Source organism: uncultured Tyzzerella sp. (genome assembly GCF_963558545.1).
Taxonomy (GTDB): Bacteria; Bacillota; Clostridia; order Lachnospirales; family CAG-274; genus Tyzzerella.
Genome location: NZ_CAUWHO010000014.1, coordinates 15,243 through 33,548, shown reverse-complemented (window position 1 = coordinate 33,548; position 18,306 = coordinate 15,243). Strand labels below are relative to the sequence as shown.

Sequence of the window (18,306 nt, the reverse complement as noted above, 5' to 3'; positions counted from 1 at the left end):
TCAATGTTTTTAATACTTTGTATTAAAAACAGATATTCCTATATAATTTTTACCAATAAAAATATATAGGAATATCTTAACTGTATTTAATAAAAACTCACTTTTTATAAGTGAGTTTTTATATTTTATATTAGCGTAGTATTTTTATAAAATGTTGTTTATTATAAGATTAAGATTTATTTAACAAGATAGCATTTACTACAACCAGTAGGTGTTTTTGCACAACCACCAAGAGCAGTTTCTCTAAGTTCAGAAGGCATATTTTTACCTACCGAATACATACATTCTATCATTTCATCTAAAGGGATAATATTAGATATACCAGCTAAAGCCATTTCTGCACATATTAAGGCATTAGTAGTTCCTATACCATTTCTTGCTTGACAAGGTACTTCTACAAGGCCTGCAACAGGGTCACAAACAAGACCTAAAAGGTTTTGGAGTGCAGTAGATGCAGCATACATACATTGTTGTGGACTACCACCCATCATTTCAACAGCTGCCGCAGCAGCCATAGCAGATGCAGAGCCAACCTCTGCTTGACAACCTGCTTCTGCACCAGCAACAGACGCGTTTCTCATTAATAAATATCCAATAGCACTAGCATTAAATAAACCGTTTAATACACATTCATCTGATAAATTAAATTCTTCTTTCAATGCTAATAATAATCCAGGTAAAACACCAGCAGCACCAGCAGTAGGCGCTGCAACTATAATACCCATACTTGTATTTACCTCTAAAACACCAAGAGCATAAGCTAAAGCTTTTGTTGTTAGGCTACCAGATAATGTTTTACCTTCTTTTAATCTATCAATAAGTTTTTTTTCTTCTCCACCAATTAAACCACCCATAGTTTTAACAGTTGTTTCTAAAGGAGTTTTAATTGCATCTTTCATTATATTTAGAGATTTAGTCATTTTTTGTATAATTTCTTCTCTAGTGGTATCTGTGTTAGCAAGCTCTCTTCTAATCATTACTTCAGATATAGGAAGATTATTTTTTTCGCAAAGGTCTAGAAGCTCTTTAGCATAATTAAAATTCACAAAATTACCCCCTTATATTTGTAATAACATTACATTAATAATATTTTCGTTTTGTTTTAGAATATTAATAATATTTTCATTTATTTTATCGTCACATTCTATAATAGAGTGGGCTTTTTCGCCTTTATCATCTCTATAAACTTTCATAAATGCTATATTTGTATTAGTATCTTGTAAGCAGTTAGATATAAATGCTATAACACCTTTCTTATCTAAATGGTCTATAATAAGTGTAGGATATTCTCCAAAGAATTCTACTGAAGTACCGTCAATAGCAACAATTTTTACTTTGCCACCACCAATAGATACTCCCCTTACTATCATTTTATCACCAGATTTGCTTTCCATACAAACATCAACAATATTTGGGTGGTCTAACTCTATACTACTTTCTTCAAAATAATAATTAACACCTAGTTCTTTTGCTATATTAAAAGAATCTCTTATTCTTAAATCGTCAGATACAAAGCCAAGGCTACCACCTAACAAGGCTTTATCTGTACCGTGCCCTTTATAAGTTTTTGCAAAAGAACCGTAAAGGATAAATTTTACATTACTTATCTTTTTGCCAAACATTTTTTTTGCTATTAAAGATATAGCAGCAGCACCAGCCGTATGAGAGCTAGAAGGGCCAACCATATTTGGACCAACAACATCAAAAATACTAAGAAAAGCCATTTTACTTCCTCCTATAAATTAATTTTTATTTATATATTTTTTATAAAAATTATCTACAATAATTGCAATAGCATTATCTCCAGATACATTACAAGCAGTTCCAAAGCTATCTTGAGTAATATATAATGTTATTAAAAGGCCAGCTATTGCACCGTCTGGGTCTATACCAACCATTGATAAAAATGGAACAGCAGACATAATAGCTCCACCAGGAGCACCAGGAGATGCAATCATTACAACTGCTAATGTTAATATAAATGAAACAATCATACCAATATTTATATCCATATTGTTCATTAATAAAACACTTGTTACACAAGATGTAATAGTTATCATACTACCTGCTAAATGTATATTTGCACATAGAGGAATAACAAATTCTCTTATTTCTTTTGAAGTATTATTTTTTTCTGCACAAGTTAAATTTACAGGGATTGTAGCAGCAGATGATTGAGTACCTATGGCAGTTAAATAACCAGGTATTTGGTTTTTTAATAGAGTAATAGGATTTTTATTACTAGTAATACCAGCAAATATAAAAATTGCTATAAGATATAATATATGCAAAATAATTACTGTTAAAAATACTTTCCAAAGAACAGATAATATTGAAAACGCTTCTCCACTATATGTTAAGTTTGCAAAAGTTGATAAAATATAAAATGGTAAAAGAGGAATAATAACTTTATTTAATACTTTTGTTATTATAATAGAAAATTCTGTAAAAAAGTCATATGTAGTATTTCCTATTTCTTTACCTCTCATTGTGCTAATTGATAACCCAAGTAAAAAAGCTAACACAACAGCAGATGTAACATCAAAAATTGGCTTTAAATCTATATAAAATAAAGGTTGTATAAAATTACTGTTATCATTCAAATTAGTAAACGCGTTATTAGATATAAAGTGAGGGAAAAGGTTTATAGCAACTATATATGCTATCGTACCAGCTATTAATGTGGAAATATAAGAAACTAAAGTTGTAAAGCCTAATAATTTACCAGCACCCTGTGTTAAATCTGAAATACCCTTTGTTATAAATGCTAATATCATAAGAGGTATTACAAATTTTAAAAATAGACTAAAAAAGTTTGCTAATGTAACAATTATTTTCATAATTATTTCAAAATCTTTAAAGCCTTTGTTAGAGAGAGTCATTGTAACATATCCTAGAAATATACCTAATAAAATACCTATTATTAACTTAGGTATAAGTCCTATTTTTTTAATTGCCATATTAACCATTCCTTTCATATTAAGTATTGTATGTATGAAAATTATATATTAAATAACTGGAAAATACAAGTATTTTATTAAAATTCCTATTTATATTAATAAATATTAAAATAGGCATATATAATAAAATAAAAAATATAGAAAAATACAAAAAAGTATGATAAAATATAAAAAACATAAGGAGAAAAGTATGTATACTATAAATATAGACAAAAAATACAATATATATATAGAAAAAGACTTTAATAATATAAAAAGATATTTAATAAAAGATAATATAGAATACAATAATGTAGTAATTATTACAGATGATAATGTATGCAAATATTATTTGCAAAATATAAAAGAGAGTTTTTTAGGATATAATGTATTTGTATATACTATAAAATATGGTGAACAAAGTAAAAATTTAAATCAAATATATAATATATATGAATTTTTACTTAATAACAATATAGATAGAAAAAGCCTTATAGTTGCTCTTGGTGGAGGAGTAGTAGGGGATATATCAGGTTTTGTAGCTGCTACATATATGAGAGGGATAAAGTTTATACAAGTACCTACAACATTACTATCACAGGTGGATAGTAGTATTGGTGGAAAGACAGGTGTAGACTTTTTAGGTAAAAAAAATATAATAGGAAGTTTTTACAACCCATCTTTAGTATATATAAACATAAGCACATTAAATACACTACCTAAAGAGCAATTTGAAAATGGTATGGCAGAAGTTATAAAACACGGATATATATTAGACAAAGATTACTTAAATTTTATAATAGATAAAAAAGAAGAAATAAAAAATTACAATAAAAACATATTGGCAGAAATGATATATAAATCTTGTAAAATAAAAGCTAACATAGTTTCTATAGATGAAAAGGAGAAAGGAATAAGAGAAATATTAAATTTTGGGCATACTTTTGGACATTCTATAGAAACAGAGAGTAATTTTGATATACTACACGGACAGGGTGTAGCCATTGGTATTATAGCTAGTATGTATATATCATACAAAAAGGGATATATATTAAAAGAAGATATAGAAAAAGCTAAAGAAATACTAAAATATTTTAATATTTATAGTTTTAAAAGTTTTAATATACAAAACATATACAATAATATGGTATATGATAAAAAAAATGATAATAAACAAATAAAAATTATTATGCTAAAAAAAATAGGGCAAGCTTTTGCTACAAACAAAGTATCACAACAAACGATATTAGATGCTATAAAATATTCTTTGGAGGGCTAAAATGAAAAAAATACTACCAATAATATATACAATAATATTTATAATAATAGACCAAATAGTTAAACTTATTTGCTTACAAAAACTAAAACCTGTTGGTTCTATAAAAGTAATACAAGACTTTTTTTACCTTACCTATGTAGAAAACACAGGTGCTGCTTTTGGTGTGCTACAAGGGGCTAGGTGGATATTTGTAATGATAGCGTTTATTGCAGTTGTTGTATGTATAGTTTATTACAATAGATTACCTATAAATAAATTTTTAGGGTTAGCTAGATTATCTTTAATATTTATTGTATCAGGTGCAATAGGGAATATGATAGATAGACTTTTTAGAGGATATGTAGTAGATATGTTTCATTTTATATTTTGGGGAAAAGATTTTGCAGTTTTTAATGTTGCAGACATATTGGTATGTGTTGGTACATTTTTACTTGCAATAGTCATTATCCTTTCAGAAGAGCCTAAAAAAGATAAAAAAGAAAAGGAAGATTAGTTTGGAACAGCTGGAGTTTTTAATATTAAAAAATGATGAGGACAAAAGAATAGATAGTTTTTTAAACGATAGTTTAGAAAATATTTCAAGAAGTAGAATACAAAAGCTTATAAAAGAAAATAAAATATTAGTTAATAATAAAAATATTAATAAAAATTACAAGCTTAAAGAAAATGACAAAATTATAGTAAATATAGAACAACCTAAAGAAATAAACATTTTACCAGAAGATATACCCCTTGACATAGTATATGAAGATGAAGATGTTATACTTATTAATAAACCTCAAGATATGGTTGTACACCCTGCTAATGGACATTATAGCCATACATTAGTAAATGCTTTAATGTATCATTGTAAAGACAATTTATCTGGTATAAATGGTGTTATGCGTCCTGGTATAGTACATCGTATAGACAAAGATACATCTGGTATACTTATTGTTGCAAAAAATGATAAAGCACATCAAAGCCTTGCAAGTCAGCTAGAAGACCATTCTATGACAAGGGTATACTATGCTATTGTATATAATAATTTAAAAAACGATACAGGCACAATAGATGCACCTATAGGAAGACACCCCGTTGACAGAAAAAAAATGGCTGTTACAGACAAAAATTCTAAAAGAGCAATAACCCATTATGAAGTGTTACAAAGGTTTAAAAAATATACTTTTATTAAATTAAGGCTAGAAACAGGTAGGACCCATCAAATAAGAGTACATATGGCATATGTAGGAAATCCTCTTTTAGGAGATAATGTATATGGTAAGGAAAAGCAACCATTTAATTTAATAGGCCAAGTGTTACACGCAAAAGTTTTGGGATTTTTACACCCAACTACTAACAAGTATATGGAGTTTGAAACAGAGCTTCCACAATATTTTAAAGAGCTTTTAAAAAAAATATAATAAAATAAAAGGAGAAAAATCTATGATATTTAAAAGAAAAGATTTTATAAGCCTTATGGATATAAGTGCTGAAGAAATATTACATATATTAGACACAGCAGAAACTATGAAACACGTTATAGGTAAAAAAAATAAAAAATCCCCTTATTTAGAAGGAAAATCTGTAATAGTTTTATTTTATGAAAGAAGTGTTAGAGCAAAGTTATCTTATGAGCTAGCAGCACAGTATTTAAGTGCAAATATAGTTGATATAGTAGTGTCAGAAACTAATAACAGATATGAAAATTTACACGAAATGGGAAGAACAATAGACCAAATGGGAGCAGATTTTATTATATGTAGACATCCTATGAGTGGTAGTGCCAAATTTATAGCAGAAAATGTAAACGCTAGTGTTATAAATGCAGGAGATGGTATAAATGAAAACCCTAGCCAAGCTCTTTTGGACCTTATGACTATAAAAAATACTAAAGGAGGCTTTAAGGGGCTTAAAGTGGCTATTATAGGTGATGTAGAAAGCTCTAGAGTTACAAGAAGTAATATATGGGGGCTTTTAAAGTTGGGAGCAGATGTATGTGTGTCTGGGCCACCTACTATGATACCTAGACATTTTGAAAAATTTGGTGTTAAAGTTTATTATGACCCTAAAGAAGCTGTAAAAGATGCTGATGTTATAATGACTCTTAGGCTACAAGATGAAAAATCTTATGGAAGTAAACTTGCATCTTTTAATGAGTATAAAAGCTTTTTTAAGCTAGATGAAACTCTATTATCTTATGCTAGCAAAGATGCTATCGTTATGCACCCAGGTATGCCACACAAAAGTATAGAAATATCTACATCTATATTAGAGAGTACGCGTGTTTTAATGGACGACCAAATAACAAATGGTGTAGCAGTTCGTATGGCTTTATTATATTTATTATCTTTAGGAATGGGGGTATAAATTAAATGGATTTATTAATAAAAAATGCAAAAATTGTATCTAATGGTGTATCACAAAAAGATATAAAGGACATTTACATAGAAAACGGTATTATAAAAAAAATAGATAAAAATATTAATATTGAAAACATAGAAATAATAGATGCAAAAAATAATTACGTTTTACCAGGATTTATAGACATTGGGTGCAAAATATTTGAAAATGGGTACGAAAGTAAAGATAATATTACAAAAATTTCTGAATCTGGTGCTAAAGGTGGCTATACTACTATTACAACATCATCTTCTGCTAAGCCAATAGTAGATAATAAAACAGTTGTAGAATATATACATTCTAAATGTAAAAATAAATCTAATGTAAACTTATACCCTATAGGTAATATGACTAAAGGTGGAGAAGGCAAGGAAATATCAGAAATAGGTGAGATGATATTAACAGGCGTTTTAGCCATATCTGATGGATATAATACTATAGAAGATGCAAACCTTTTAAGAGATATATTTTTATATTCGAGAATGTTTGATATATCCGTTATGACTACATTAATAGAGCCAAAGCTTACTAAAAATGGAACGGTAAATGATGGGGTTATGGCTACAAAATTAGGACTTGTAGGTATACCTAGAGAAGCAGAAGAAATAGAAGCTGCTAAAAATATTATTCTATCTAAATATACTGGTGCTAAGGTACACGTATCATATGTTACAACAAAAGGTACAGTAGAGCTTATTAGACAGGCTAAAAAAGAAGGGGTAAGTATAACTTGTAGCACAGCACCACATTATTTTACTTTTACAGACAAACAAGTAGATAACTACAACACATTTGTAAAGGTTATGCCACCTCTTAGAGAAGAAGAGGACATACAAGCTATAAAAGAGGGGCTTAAAGATGGTACAATAGATATTATAGCATCTGGTCATTCCCCAGCTTTATATGAAAAAAAGGCAACAGAATTTGAAAAGGCAGAATTTGGAATATCTGGTTTAGACGTTGCATTTAACATAACTAATACAAAGCTTTTAAAAGAAAATGATTTTTCCATAGAGGATATAACAATTTTAATGAGTAAAAACCCAGCTAATGTTTTAGGTCTTAGAGATAAAGGTGAGATAAAAGAAGGATACGATGCAGACATTATCATTATAGATAAGGACAAAGAGAAAATAATAAAATCTAAAGATTTTTTATCTAGAGCAAAATATTCACCTTATGAAGATATGACAGTTTTTGGAGAAGTACTTACTACTATTGTTGGTGGTAGGATACTATATAATGTTTAATAAAAATGGTATTGCAATAAATATTAATTGATGATATAATATAATTAACTTATTAATATTTGTATATAGAGAGTGGGTTTTACCCACTCTCATTTTGTATGATAATTAAGTTTTATGTTTAAAATTATAAAATATAATTATTAGAAAGGAGCCTATTTATGCAAACAAAAGATATTATTAAAAAAGTGGAAGAATATGTTAATCCTATTATTGAGCAAAATAATTACGAGCTTGTGGAAACAGAGTTTGTAAAAGAAGGTGCTAATTATTATTTAAGGCTTTATATTGATAAAGAAGGTGGTTTTTCTATAAACGACTGTGAGAAGGTTAGTAGATATTTAGAGCAAAAGCTAGAAGAAGATGATTTTATTGATAAGGCATATATATTGGAAGTTAGTTCTCCTGGTATAGATAGAGTTCTTAAAAGGGATAGTGAATATATAAAATATAAAGGACGTATTGTAGATATTAAGCTATATAAACCTATTGATAAGGTTAAAGAATTTCAAGGAGAGCTTATAGGACTTATAGACGATAAAATATATATTAAACAAGATGATAAAGAAATAAGCTTTGATAAAAAAGATGTTGCTATATGTCGTTTGGCAGTTATTTTTTAAGTTTATTATATAATTGAATAAATATAATTTTAAGGAGGATAATATAATGGATAGCAGTAAACTTATGGAAGCTTTACAGCTAATAGAAAAACAAAGAGGGATAGATAGAGAAGAGATATTTCAAGCAATAGAAAACTCTTTAATATCTGCTTGTAAAAAGAATTTTGGTACATCACAAAATATTAAGGTGGATATAAACAGAGAAACAGGGGAAGTAAATGTTTATGCTCAAAAAGAAGTAACAGAAGATGTTTATGACGCTTTTTTAGAAATATCTCTTGAAGATGCTAAAGAAATAAACCCTAACTATGAATATGGAGATTTAGTAGATATACCTGTAACACCTCGTAATTTTGGACGTATATCAGCTCAAGCAGCAAAGCAAGTTGTAGTACAAAAGTTTAGAGAAGCAGAAAGAGAAAAAGTATATAGACAATATGTTGTTAAACAAAATGATATAGATACAGGCGTTATAAGAAGAATAGAAAATAAAAACGTAGTAGTATCTTTAGGCCCTATAGATGTTGTTATACCACCAAAAGAACAAGTGGCGACAGAAAGCTACAATGTTCACGATAGGCTAAAAGTTTATATAACTCAAGTTACTAAGGTTACAAAAGGTGCTAGAATTACAGGCTCTAGGTCTCACCCAGACCTTGTAAAAAGGCTTTTTGAGCTAGAAGTTCCAGAAATATACGATGGTACAATAGAAATAAAAGGTATAGCAAGAGAAGCAGGATATAGGTCAAAAATGGCAGTTTATTCTAAAAATCCTAATGTAGATGCAATAGGTTCTTGTATAGGTAGTAATAGCAATAGGATAAATGCTATAATAAAAGAGATTAGAGGGGAAAAAATAGACATTATTAATTGGAGCGAAGATACTAAATCTTATATAGCAGAGGCTTTAAAACCTTGTGATGTTTTGGCAATAGACTTAAACCAAGAAGAAAGAACGGCTAAAGTTATTGTTCCAGATAATCAACTTTCTCTTGGTATTGGTAAAGAAGGGCAAAATGTACGCTTAGCAGCTAGACTTACTGGCTGGAAAATAGATATAAAAAGTGAAGAGCAAGCTAGATTAACAAATTTTGTAGATTTTGATAATAAAGAAATTTATATAAAACAAATAGAAGAAAATATAGAAGATGAAGATATATAAAATAACACTTTTGTAAAATATAAAAGAATAGGAGGGTAGGTATGGTTAAAAAGAAGATTCCTCTTAGAAAATGCACAGGTTGTCAACAAATGAAGGAAAAAAAAGAACTCATTAGAGTTGTACGAGTAGATGAAAATCAGTATTATATAGACTTAACAGGTAAAATGTCTGGACGTGGTGCTTATATATGTAAAGATGCAAAATGTTTTGAAAAGGCATTCAAATCTAAAGGACTAGAACGTTCTTTTAAATCAGCTATACCAAAAGATATATATGAAAAACTTAGAAATGAGTTGGTTTTAAATGAATAAAAAGTTATTATCTATGCTTTCTATATGCCAAAAAGCAGGCAAAATAGTATCTGGAGAGTTTGCAGTAGAAAAAGCCTTGCAAGATGGCAGTGCGTTATATGTTATAATAGCTAACAATGTATCGGAAAATACAAAAAAGAAATTTGAAAATAAATCTTTTTATTATAAAGTAGACTATGTTATATATGGCGAAAAGGAAGTGCTTAGCCATAGTATAGGTAAAGTTAATAGAGCAGTATTTGCTATATTAGATGAAGGATTTTGTAATAAAATAAAACAGTATATAGAAAATGATATAAAATAGAGGTGATTTATTTGGGAAAAATTAGAGTACACGAACTTAGAAAAAAGATAAGCGAAACTATAAAAAAAGATATTGAAAATAAAGAACTTATAGAAAAATTATTAGAATTTGGTATAGAAGTAAAAAGTCATTCTAGTAGCTTAGAAGAAAAAGATGCAGAGCTTATACTAGAATATTACCAAGAAGAAAATTCTGATAAAAAAGATAAAAAAGAAGAAAAGCCAGATGTAGAAATAGCTAGTGTTTCTAACAAAAAAGGAAAAAATAAAGAGAATAAGCAAAATAAAAAAGAGGGTAAAAAAGAAAAAGAGGTTATGGGAAACGAAAATTTAGAAAATCAAGATGATGAAATAAAAATTATACAAATAGAAAAAAATATAACGGTAAAAGAGCTTGCAGAAAAGCTAAACACAACAAGCTCAGATTTAGTTATGCGTCTTATGAAAAGAGGCATTATGGCTAATCTTAACCAAGAAATAGATTTTGACACAGCATCTTCTATATGTGAAGAATTTGATGTATTAACAGAAGAAGCACCTGAGATTGATATATTAGAAGAAACTTTTAAAGAAGAGGAGGAAGATGAAAAAAATCTTGAAGAAAGACCTCCTGTTGTAGTTGTTATGGGGCACGTAGACCACGGTAAAACTTCTCTTTTAGATTCTATTAGAAAAAGCCGTGTAACAGAAAAAGAGGCAGGTGGTATTACTCAACATATAGGTGCTTATACAGTTTCTATTGATAACAAGCCTATTACATTTTTAGATACACCAGGACACGAAGCCTTTACAGCTATGCGTATGAGAGGTGCTAGTATTACAGATATTGCTATACTTGTTGTTGCAGCAGATGACGGCGTTATGCCACAAACAATAGAGGCTATAAACCACGCAAAAGCAGCAGGTGTAGAGATAATAGTTGCTATTAATAAAATAGATAAAGAAAGTGCTAATCCAGATAGAGTTAAACAAGAGCTTACAGAATATGGACTTCTTGCAGAAGACTGGGGTGGAGATACTATTTGTGTGCCAGTATCAGCTGTTAGTAAAGAAGGTATTGATAACCTTTTAGAAATGATTATATTAGTAGCAGAAATGAAAGAGCTTAAAGCTAACCATAAGAAAAAAGCTAGAGGTACAGTTATAGAAGCTAAGCTTGACAAAGGTAGAGGTTCTGTTGCTACAATATTAGTACAAAGTGGTACATTAAAAATAGGAGACCCTATTGTTGCTGGTTCTTCTTATGGTAAAATAAGAGCTATGATGAACGATAAAGGGCAAAAAGTAAAATCTGCAGGGCCATCTATACCAGTGGAAATATTAGGGCTTAGCGAAGTGCCATTAGCAGGAGATAGTTTTTATGTGGCTAAAAGTGATAAACAAGCAAGACAAGTAGCAGAGGCTGTTATAGCTAAAGATAGGGTAGATATGATTAAGTCTACACCACAAAAAGTATCTTTAGATGACTTATTTACACAAATACAATCTGGTAATATGAAAGAACTTAATATTGTTATTAAAGCCGATGTGCAAGGCTCTGTTGAGGCAGTACGCTCAAGCCTTGAAAAATTATCTAATGAGGAAGTAAGAATACGTACTATACACGGTGGCGTGGGTGCTATTACAGAATCTGATGTTATGCTCGCTAGTGCATCTAATGCTATTATTATAGGATTTAATGTTCGCCCAGAAAATACAGCAAAATCTGTGGCAGAAGACCAAAAAGTAGATGTAAGGCTATATCGTGTAATATACAATGCAATAGAAGATATAACGGCTGCTATGAAAGGTATGCTAGACCCTGTATATGAAGAAAAAATTACAGGACACGCAGAGATTAGACAAATATTTAAAGCATCTGGCGTAGGTACTATTGGTGGTTCTTATGTTACTGATGGCAAAATAGTTAGAAACTCTCAAGTTAGAATAATAAGAGATGGTATAGTTGTATATGAAGGAGAGCTTGCTGCTCTTAGAAGATTTAAAGATGATGTTAAAGAAGTAAATGCAGGTTATGAATGTGGGCTTTTATTTAATAAATTTAATGATATTAAAGAAGGCGACCAAGTAGAAGCATTTGTAATGGAGCAAATACCACATTAAAGGAATGGTTTTTATGAAAAATAATACAAGAATGATAAGAATAAATGATGAAATAAAAAGAGAATTATCAGAAATAGTTCGCTCTGAGCTTAAAGACCCTCGTATTGGCATAATGACAAGTGTTTTAAAAGTAGAAACTACTAACGATTTAAAATACTGTAAAGTATATGTTAGTGTTTTAGGTGATGACGAGCAGAAAAAAGATACTATGGAGGTATTAAAAAATTCTAGTGGTTTTATTAGAAAACAAGTAGCAACTAGAATAAATTTAAGAAATACACCTCAATTTAAATTTGAGCTTGATGATTCTCTTGAATATAGTATAAGAATATCAAAATTAATAGATGAGGTAAACAAAAGTGAGTAATATGTATGAAAATATAGAGCCGTTTATACAGTTAGTAGAAAATAGTAAAAATATAGTCTTAGCTGGGCATACATCTCCAGATGGAGATGCTATATCGGCATCTTTATCTCTCGGTATTGCCTTAAGAAAAATGGGAAAACAGCCTATTATATTATTAGAAGACTACAAAAAAAGCTTTGGATATATAGAAGAAAGCGATATGATATATAGAGAAGACTATGATAATTTACAAGATATAGATTTATTTGTAAGTTTAGACTGTGGAGATATAGAAAGGCTAGGGCTTGCTAAAAGTGTTTTTGAAAGAGCAAAAAATACTGTAAATATAGACCATCATATAAGTAATAATAATTTTGGGAAATTAAATATAGTAAATGTTAAATCATCTTCTACATCTGAGATAGTATTTGAAATAATAAACCGTATAGGTAAGTTAGACTTTGATATAGCAAAATTTATTTATACAGGGTTAGTTTTTGATACAGGTGGGTTTAAGTTTAGTTGTACTAGCAAAAGAACACACCAAATAGCAGGGGAGCTTGTAGAAATGGGTGTAGATACTTCTAAAACACATTCTGATGTGTTGACTATGCACTCTTTAGAAGATAGTAAACTTTTGGCTAAAAGTATAGAAAATATATGTATAGAAAATGATATAATTATTTCTACACTATCTAATGCAGAAATTCAAAATTTAGGTTGTACAAGTAAAAATACAGGTGGTATAGTACAATATCTACTAGAAACAAAAGATATTAACGTAGTAGTATTTTTATATGAAAAAGAAGATAACACTATAAAGGCAAGCTTTAGGTCTAAAGCTATTGATGTAAATAAAATAGCAAGTAAATTTGGTGGTGGTGGACATATATTAGCATCTGGTGCAACTATTAAAGATATGACGCTACAACAAGCTAAAGAGGCTATTTTACAAGAAATAAAAAATGTATAGTTTATAAAGAAAGATGATAAAAATGGAAAATATATCTGGTGTTATAAATATATATAAAGAAAAAGGATTTACTTCCCACGATGTTGTAAACATTGTACGAAAAAAGCTAGGAAGAATAAAAACAGGCCATACAGGTACTTTAGACCCAGATGCTATGGGGGTACTTCCTATATGTGTAGGTAAGGCAACTAAATTGTCAGAGTATATAGCATCTTCTATAAAAGAGTATAAAGCTATTGTTGTTCTTGGCAAAAAAACAACTACACAAGATAGCTCGGGAGAGGTAATAGAAGAAAAGCCTGTTATGTGTAGTAAAGAAGAAATAAAAAATCTAGTTAGCTCTTTTAAAGGGGACATAATGCAAATACCTCCTATGTATTCTGCTATAAAAGTAGGTGGGAAAAAACTTTATGAGCTAGCTAGAGAAGGTAAAGAAATAGAAAGAAAACAACGTAAAATAACTATATACAATATAGAAATAACTAAATTTATAGATAGCAAAAGTTTTGAAATAACAGTTCTTTGCTCTAAAGGTACTTATATAAGGACATTGTGTAATGATATAGGAGATGCTCTTGGTTGTGGTGCATATATGAGCTACCTTTTAAGAACAAGAACAGGAAAATTTTATATAGATAACGCTATAAAGCTAGAGGATATAGATGGTATTTTACAAGCTAATAGATTAAATGATATTTTAATACCTATGGATAAAGTTTTATTAGATTATAAAAAGGTAGTTGTTTTAGATAGAGCAAATAAATTTTTATATAATGGTAATAAAATAAGCTTTAATTATTTAAAAGATAGAGAAAATTTGCAACAAGATGAAAAAGTAATAGTATATGATGAGAATAATAATCTTATTGGTATATATATTGTTTTGACAGACTGTATAAAGCCTTTAACTATGTTGTTATAGAGGTGTAAAATGAATATAATAGACAATTTTAATATTTTTGACAATAATAAATTTGGGACAGTTGTTACTATAGGAAATTTTGATGGTGTACATATAGGGCATAAAAAACTTATTAATATTACTAAAAAATATGCTCTAAAAGAAGATTTAAAATCTGTAGTTATAACATTTAGTCCACACCCATTAGAGATTATAAAAAAAGCTTCACCATTTTTTTATATTTTTTCTGAAGAAGAAAAAAATATGGAAATGGAAAAAGAAAATATAGATTATTTTATAAAATACCCATTTACTAAAGAATTTTCTAAAATAGAGCCACAAGATTTTGTTGATATTTTAATAGAAAAATTAAATTGTAAAATACTTGTTGTAGGAGAAGATTATTGTTTTGGTAAAAACAGAGCAGGTAATGTAGACATACTAAAAAAAATAGGGAATGAAAAGGGTATAAAGGTTATAAAAATATCTAACATAATTATAGATGGAGAAAGGGCAAGTAGCTCTATAATTAGAGAATGTTTAATTAATAGAAATATTAAAAAAGCTAATTTGTTACTTAATAAGCCTTATTATATTTTTGGTAAAGTGGTAGAGGGGAATAGGCTAGGCAGGACAATAGGATTTCCTACGGCTAATATTATACCATCACCTAATAAGCTATTGCCACCAGATGGTGTGTATGTAACAAAAACTAAGTATAATAATAGAATATATGATAGTATTACTAATATTGGCAAAAATCCAACTGTAAATAATGCTTATAGAACTGTGGAAACATATATATTTGATTTTAATGAAAATATATATAACCAAAATATAGAAGTAGATTTTTATGATTGGATAAGAAGTGTTAAAAAATTTAGTGGTATAGGTGAGCTTAAAGAACAAATAGCTAAAGATATTAATGTTGCTAGTAGCTTTTTAAATCGACAAAACATAAAATAAGTCTGTGTATATACATAGACTTATTTTATGTTAATAAATGTTTAATATTACTTATTTTGTACATTCGTTTAAAATATTTTTTAAATCTTCTTCATTAAAATTATAGTCTTTATCGCAAAAATGACAATGTAAAGTGGCTTTTTTATCTTCTTTTATTATATTTTCTATTTCTTCTTTACCAATACTTATTAAGGCTTTTTCTACACGCTCTTTAGAGCAATTGCAATAAAATTTTACTGGGATTTTATCTAATACATTAACACCAAAATCTCCTAAAAGTATGTTTAATATATCTTCTATTGTGTTGCCTTCTTCTAAAAGTGTAGTAAAAGGTTTTATAGTAGCAAGTTTAGTTTCTAAGCTATTTATAATATTTTCGTCAGCATTAGGCATAACTTGTATTATAAAGCCACCTGCTTGCTTTATAGAATAATCTCTATCTACCAAAACACCAAGGCTAACAGCAGAAGGTGTTTGCTCCGATTTTGCAAAATAGTAAGTTAAATCTTCTGCTATTTCTCCAGATACAAGGGGGATTTGTCCTACATAAGGTTCTTTAAGCCCCATATCCTTTATAACAGTAAGGCTACCTTCGCCTAAAGCATTTTGGACATCTAGCTTGCCATTAGGTTTTAAAGGAATGTCTACAATAGGGTTAAAAGGATAGCCTTTAACTCTTGCTTTACTATCTCCAGTAACAATTAAGCCTTTGCCAGGGCCATCTCCTTTTATTTTTATTGTAATAAGGTCATCATCAGACTTTAGCATACTGCCCATAATAGAAACAGCAGTTAATGCTCTACCTAAAGCGGCAGACATAACAGGTGATGTTTTGTGATGTAAAAATGCTTGTTGCACAGTTTCTTTTGTATTAGCTATAAATACTCTAACGCTACCTTCTCCAGCAGTTGCTCTTAAAATATAATCCATTTTTATCTCCTTTTATTTAAGTTATTATTATAATTAAGACATATCTTATTATATATTATTAAATACAATTAAGATATATAGGAATATCTGTTTTTAGATACAAAGTATTTAAAAAATTGATTAAATACAATTAAGATATGACTTATATTTTTAAAGGGGAAATTATATACGTTTTTTGTATTAATTTTACTTTTAAAAATATATAGGAATATCTGTTTTTGAATACAAAGTATTCAAAAAATTGATTAAATACAATTAAGATATGACTTATATTTTTAAAGGGGAAATTATATACGTTTTTTGTATTAATTTTACTTTTAAAAATATATAGGAATATCTGTTTTTGAATACAAAGTATTCAAAAAATTGATTTTCCATTTTCACGAGCTATAAAAAACACTCTTTGGCTATCTTCTTTTGGCTCATTAAAAGTAAGCTCATCATAAACAGCTAAAAGCTCAAGGCCAGATTTTTTTATAAGCTCTTTTATTTTTTTAATAGAATATGCTTTTTCATAGTGTATTTCTTCAAATCTATGATAAAGATTAGTTTTTTTATCTTTTATAAAAAAGTTTGTATAAAATTCGTTTATCATTTCTTCATTATCAAAATAGTTTTCTAATGTATATGCAGAATTTTTGGTAGTTCCAGAAAAGCTATTATCAGCTAGAATGTTTTTAAATTTGTATACAGTGTTTATATCAAATATAAAAAGTCCTTTAGGGTCTAGATAGTTATTTACTAGTTTAAAAACTTGCAGTAGGTCATCTTCTTCTAATATATAGTTTATACTATCGCATATGCTAAGTACACAATCTACTGTTCCATAAAGCTCAAACTCTTGCATATCTTGTTCTAAATACAGTATATTTACATTTTCTTTTATAGATTTTTCTCTAGCTTTTGCAAGCATTTGAAAAGAGTTATCTATACCTATTAGCTCGTACCCTTTTTTTGCTAAAGGGATAGTTATATTGCCAGTGCCACAGGCAAGGTCTGCTATTAGCTTTGGGTTTAGATTAAATTTAGCCCATATTTTTTCTATGTATATAAGCCAATCTTCATAAGGTATATTTTCCATAAAAGTGTCATATACTTCTGAAAAATTTTCATAAATAGACATATTTATATCTCCTTAAATTGCTTAGAGTTAATATATATTAATACTTTATTAATATATATATTATATATTTATACAGGGTATTTTTCAAGGTTACTTTACAAAAAAATGTATTTATACTATACTATTTTTAAAAGGAGGTTTGTTATGACTGCTTCTACTATTACAAAAAATATTTTATCAGAAAGTTTAAAAGAATTGTTATATGAAAAGCCATTTAATAAAATAACTGTGCTTGATATTACCAAAAAAAGTGGGTTAAATAGGCAAACATTTTATTATCATTTTGAAGATAAATTTGAGCTTATAAAATGGATATATAATAATGATTTATTACATATAAGTAGTGAAACTACTCTCTATAACTGGGATATAAAGCTTTTAGAAGGACTAAAGATTTTAAAAAATCAAAAACACTTTTATGTTTGTGTTGTAAAATGTGATGAAAATTATTTTAAGGGATATTTTTTTAACATTGTAAAAAAATTATTTGTAAAGGCAATAATAAAAATAGATAGAGAAAAAACATTGGATATAAAAAATATAGATTTTTTTGCTACATATTTTTCTAATGGTATGTGTGGGATTATAATAGATTGGATAAGAAATGGTATGAAAGAAGACGAAGAAGATATTACAAAAAGATTAAAAAGTTTAGTAGATAACATAAAGACATATGTTATAGATGGACTAAAAAATAAAGACTATTAATTTAACAGCC

20 protein-coding genes are annotated in these 18,306 nt (G+C 28.3%); 15 read left to right on the top strand and 5 right to left on the bottom strand.

Annotated elements, in window-relative coordinates:
* Nucleotides 1-176: 176 nt before the first annotated feature.
* The 3 genes from sdaAA to R5Z65_RS03600 are packed head-to-tail and all read right to left on the bottom strand — an operon-like array spanning nucleotide 177 to nucleotide 2,960.
* Nucleotides 177-1,046, bottom strand: a complete 870-nt coding sequence (gene sdaAA / locus R5Z65_RS03610; RefSeq protein WP_317367113.1) for an L-serine ammonia-lyase, iron-sulfur-dependent, subunit alpha — start codon at nucleotides 1,044-1,046, stop codon at nucleotides 177-179.
* Between the two features lie 12 nt (nucleotides 1,047-1,058).
* Nucleotides 1,059-1,724, bottom strand: a complete 666-nt coding sequence (gene sdaAB / locus R5Z65_RS03605) for an L-serine ammonia-lyase, iron-sulfur-dependent subunit beta (RefSeq protein ID WP_317367112.1) — start codon at nucleotides 1,722-1,724, stop codon at nucleotides 1,059-1,061.
* An 18-nt stretch (nucleotides 1,725-1,742) separates the two neighbouring features.
* On the bottom strand, nucleotides 1,743-2,960 hold the full coding sequence (locus tag R5Z65_RS03600) for a dicarboxylate/amino acid:cation symporter (protein ID WP_317367111.1): 1,218 nt from the start codon (nucleotides 2,958-2,960) through the stop codon (nucleotides 1,743-1,745).
* A 190-nt stretch (nucleotides 2,961-3,150) separates the two neighbouring features.
* Between R5Z65_RS03600 and aroB the strand changes: the two genes are divergently transcribed.
* The 14 genes from aroB to R5Z65_RS03530 all read left to right on the top strand — a co-directional run bounded on the left by aroB (nucleotide 3,151) and on the right by R5Z65_RS03530 (nucleotide 15,535).
* Complete coding sequence (aroB, locus tag R5Z65_RS03595) at nucleotides 3,151-4,218, top strand: 3-dehydroquinate synthase (RefSeq protein ID WP_317367110.1); 1,068 nt, start codon at nucleotides 3,151-3,153, stop codon at nucleotides 4,216-4,218.
* A 1-nt stretch (nucleotide 4,219) separates the two neighbouring features.
* Entirely contained in the window at nucleotides 4,220-4,711 is a 492-nt protein-coding gene (gene lspA, locus R5Z65_RS03590) for a signal peptidase II (RefSeq protein ID WP_317367108.1), read from the top strand.
* Nucleotide 4,712: 1 nt separating this feature from the next.
* Nucleotides 4,713-5,621 (top strand): RluA family pseudouridine synthase, encoded by a 909-nt coding sequence (locus R5Z65_RS03585; RefSeq protein ID WP_317367107.1) that lies wholly within the window; start codon nucleotides 4,713-4,715, stop codon nucleotides 5,619-5,621.
* Between the two features lie 22 nt (nucleotides 5,622-5,643).
* Entirely contained in the window at nucleotides 5,644-6,567 is a 924-nt protein-coding gene (locus R5Z65_RS03580) for an aspartate carbamoyltransferase catalytic subunit (protein WP_317367106.1), read from the top strand.
* 5 nt (nucleotides 6,568-6,572) lie between these two features.
* A complete protein-coding gene (locus R5Z65_RS03575) occupies nucleotides 6,573-7,850 on the top strand; it encodes a dihydroorotase (protein WP_317367105.1) in 1,278 nt (425 codons plus the stop codon).
* 158 nt (nucleotides 7,851-8,008) lie between these two features.
* Entirely contained in the window at nucleotides 8,009-8,470 is a 462-nt protein-coding gene (gene rimP, locus R5Z65_RS03570) for a ribosome maturation factor RimP (RefSeq protein ID WP_317367104.1), read from the top strand.
* Between the two features lie 46 nt (nucleotides 8,471-8,516).
* Nucleotides 8,517-9,632, top strand: a complete 1,116-nt coding sequence (gene nusA, locus R5Z65_RS03565; protein ID WP_317367103.1) for a transcription termination factor NusA — start codon at nucleotides 8,517-8,519, stop codon at nucleotides 9,630-9,632.
* 41 nt (nucleotides 9,633-9,673) lie between these two features.
* Entirely contained in the window at nucleotides 9,674-9,943 is a 270-nt protein-coding gene (locus R5Z65_RS03560; protein WP_317367102.1) for an RNase P modulator RnpM, read from the top strand.
* Nucleotides 9,936-10,247: a ribosomal L7Ae/L30e/S12e/Gadd45 family protein gene (locus R5Z65_RS03555; protein WP_317367101.1), complete on the top strand. Its 312-nt coding sequence runs from the start codon at nucleotides 9,936-9,938 to the stop codon at nucleotides 10,245-10,247. Before R5Z65_RS03560 ends, R5Z65_RS03555 begins: the two co-directional genes overlap by 8 nt.
* Before the next feature lie 11 nt (nucleotides 10,248-10,258).
* The gene (gene infB, locus R5Z65_RS03550) at nucleotides 10,259-12,349 is read left to right on the top strand and encodes a translation initiation factor IF-2 (protein ID WP_317367100.1); all 2,091 of its coding nucleotides are present in this window, start codon (nucleotides 10,259-10,261) and stop codon (nucleotides 12,347-12,349) included.
* A gap of 13 nt (nucleotides 12,350-12,362) precedes the next feature.
* A complete protein-coding gene (rbfA, locus tag R5Z65_RS03545; protein ID WP_317367099.1) occupies nucleotides 12,363-12,716 on the top strand; it encodes a 30S ribosome-binding factor RbfA in 354 nt (117 codons plus the stop codon).
* Between the two features lies 1 nt (nucleotide 12,717).
* On the top strand, nucleotides 12,718-13,668 hold the full coding sequence (locus tag R5Z65_RS03540; protein WP_317367130.1) for a bifunctional oligoribonuclease/PAP phosphatase NrnA: 951 nt from the start codon (nucleotides 12,718-12,720) through the stop codon (nucleotides 13,666-13,668).
* A 22-nt stretch (nucleotides 13,669-13,690) separates the two neighbouring features.
* Nucleotides 13,691-14,590, top strand: a complete 900-nt coding sequence (truB, locus tag R5Z65_RS03535; RefSeq protein ID WP_317367098.1) for a tRNA pseudouridine(55) synthase TruB — start codon at nucleotides 13,691-13,693, stop codon at nucleotides 14,588-14,590.
* A gap of 9 nt (nucleotides 14,591-14,599) precedes the next feature.
* Complete coding sequence (locus tag R5Z65_RS03530) at nucleotides 14,600-15,535, top strand: bifunctional riboflavin kinase/FAD synthetase (RefSeq protein WP_317367097.1); 936 nt, start codon at nucleotides 14,600-14,602, stop codon at nucleotides 15,533-15,535.
* A 51-nt stretch (nucleotides 15,536-15,586) separates the two neighbouring features.
* Here the strand turns inward: R5Z65_RS03530 and hslO are convergent, their stop codons facing one another.
* Complete coding sequence (gene hslO, locus R5Z65_RS03525) at nucleotides 15,587-16,465, bottom strand: Hsp33 family molecular chaperone HslO (protein ID WP_317367096.1); 879 nt, start codon at nucleotides 16,463-16,465, stop codon at nucleotides 15,587-15,589.
* Nucleotides 16,466-16,823: 358 nt separating this feature from the next.
* Nucleotides 16,824-17,588, bottom strand: a complete 765-nt coding sequence (locus R5Z65_RS03520; protein ID WP_317367095.1) for a class I SAM-dependent methyltransferase — start codon at nucleotides 17,586-17,588, stop codon at nucleotides 16,824-16,826.
* A gap of 144 nt (nucleotides 17,589-17,732) precedes the next feature.
* Between R5Z65_RS03520 and R5Z65_RS03515 the strand changes: the two genes are divergently transcribed.
* Complete coding sequence (locus R5Z65_RS03515) at nucleotides 17,733-18,296, top strand: TetR/AcrR family transcriptional regulator C-terminal domain-containing protein (protein ID WP_317367094.1); 564 nt, start codon at nucleotides 17,733-17,735, stop codon at nucleotides 18,294-18,296.
* Nucleotides 18,297-18,306: the final 10 nt, after the last annotated feature.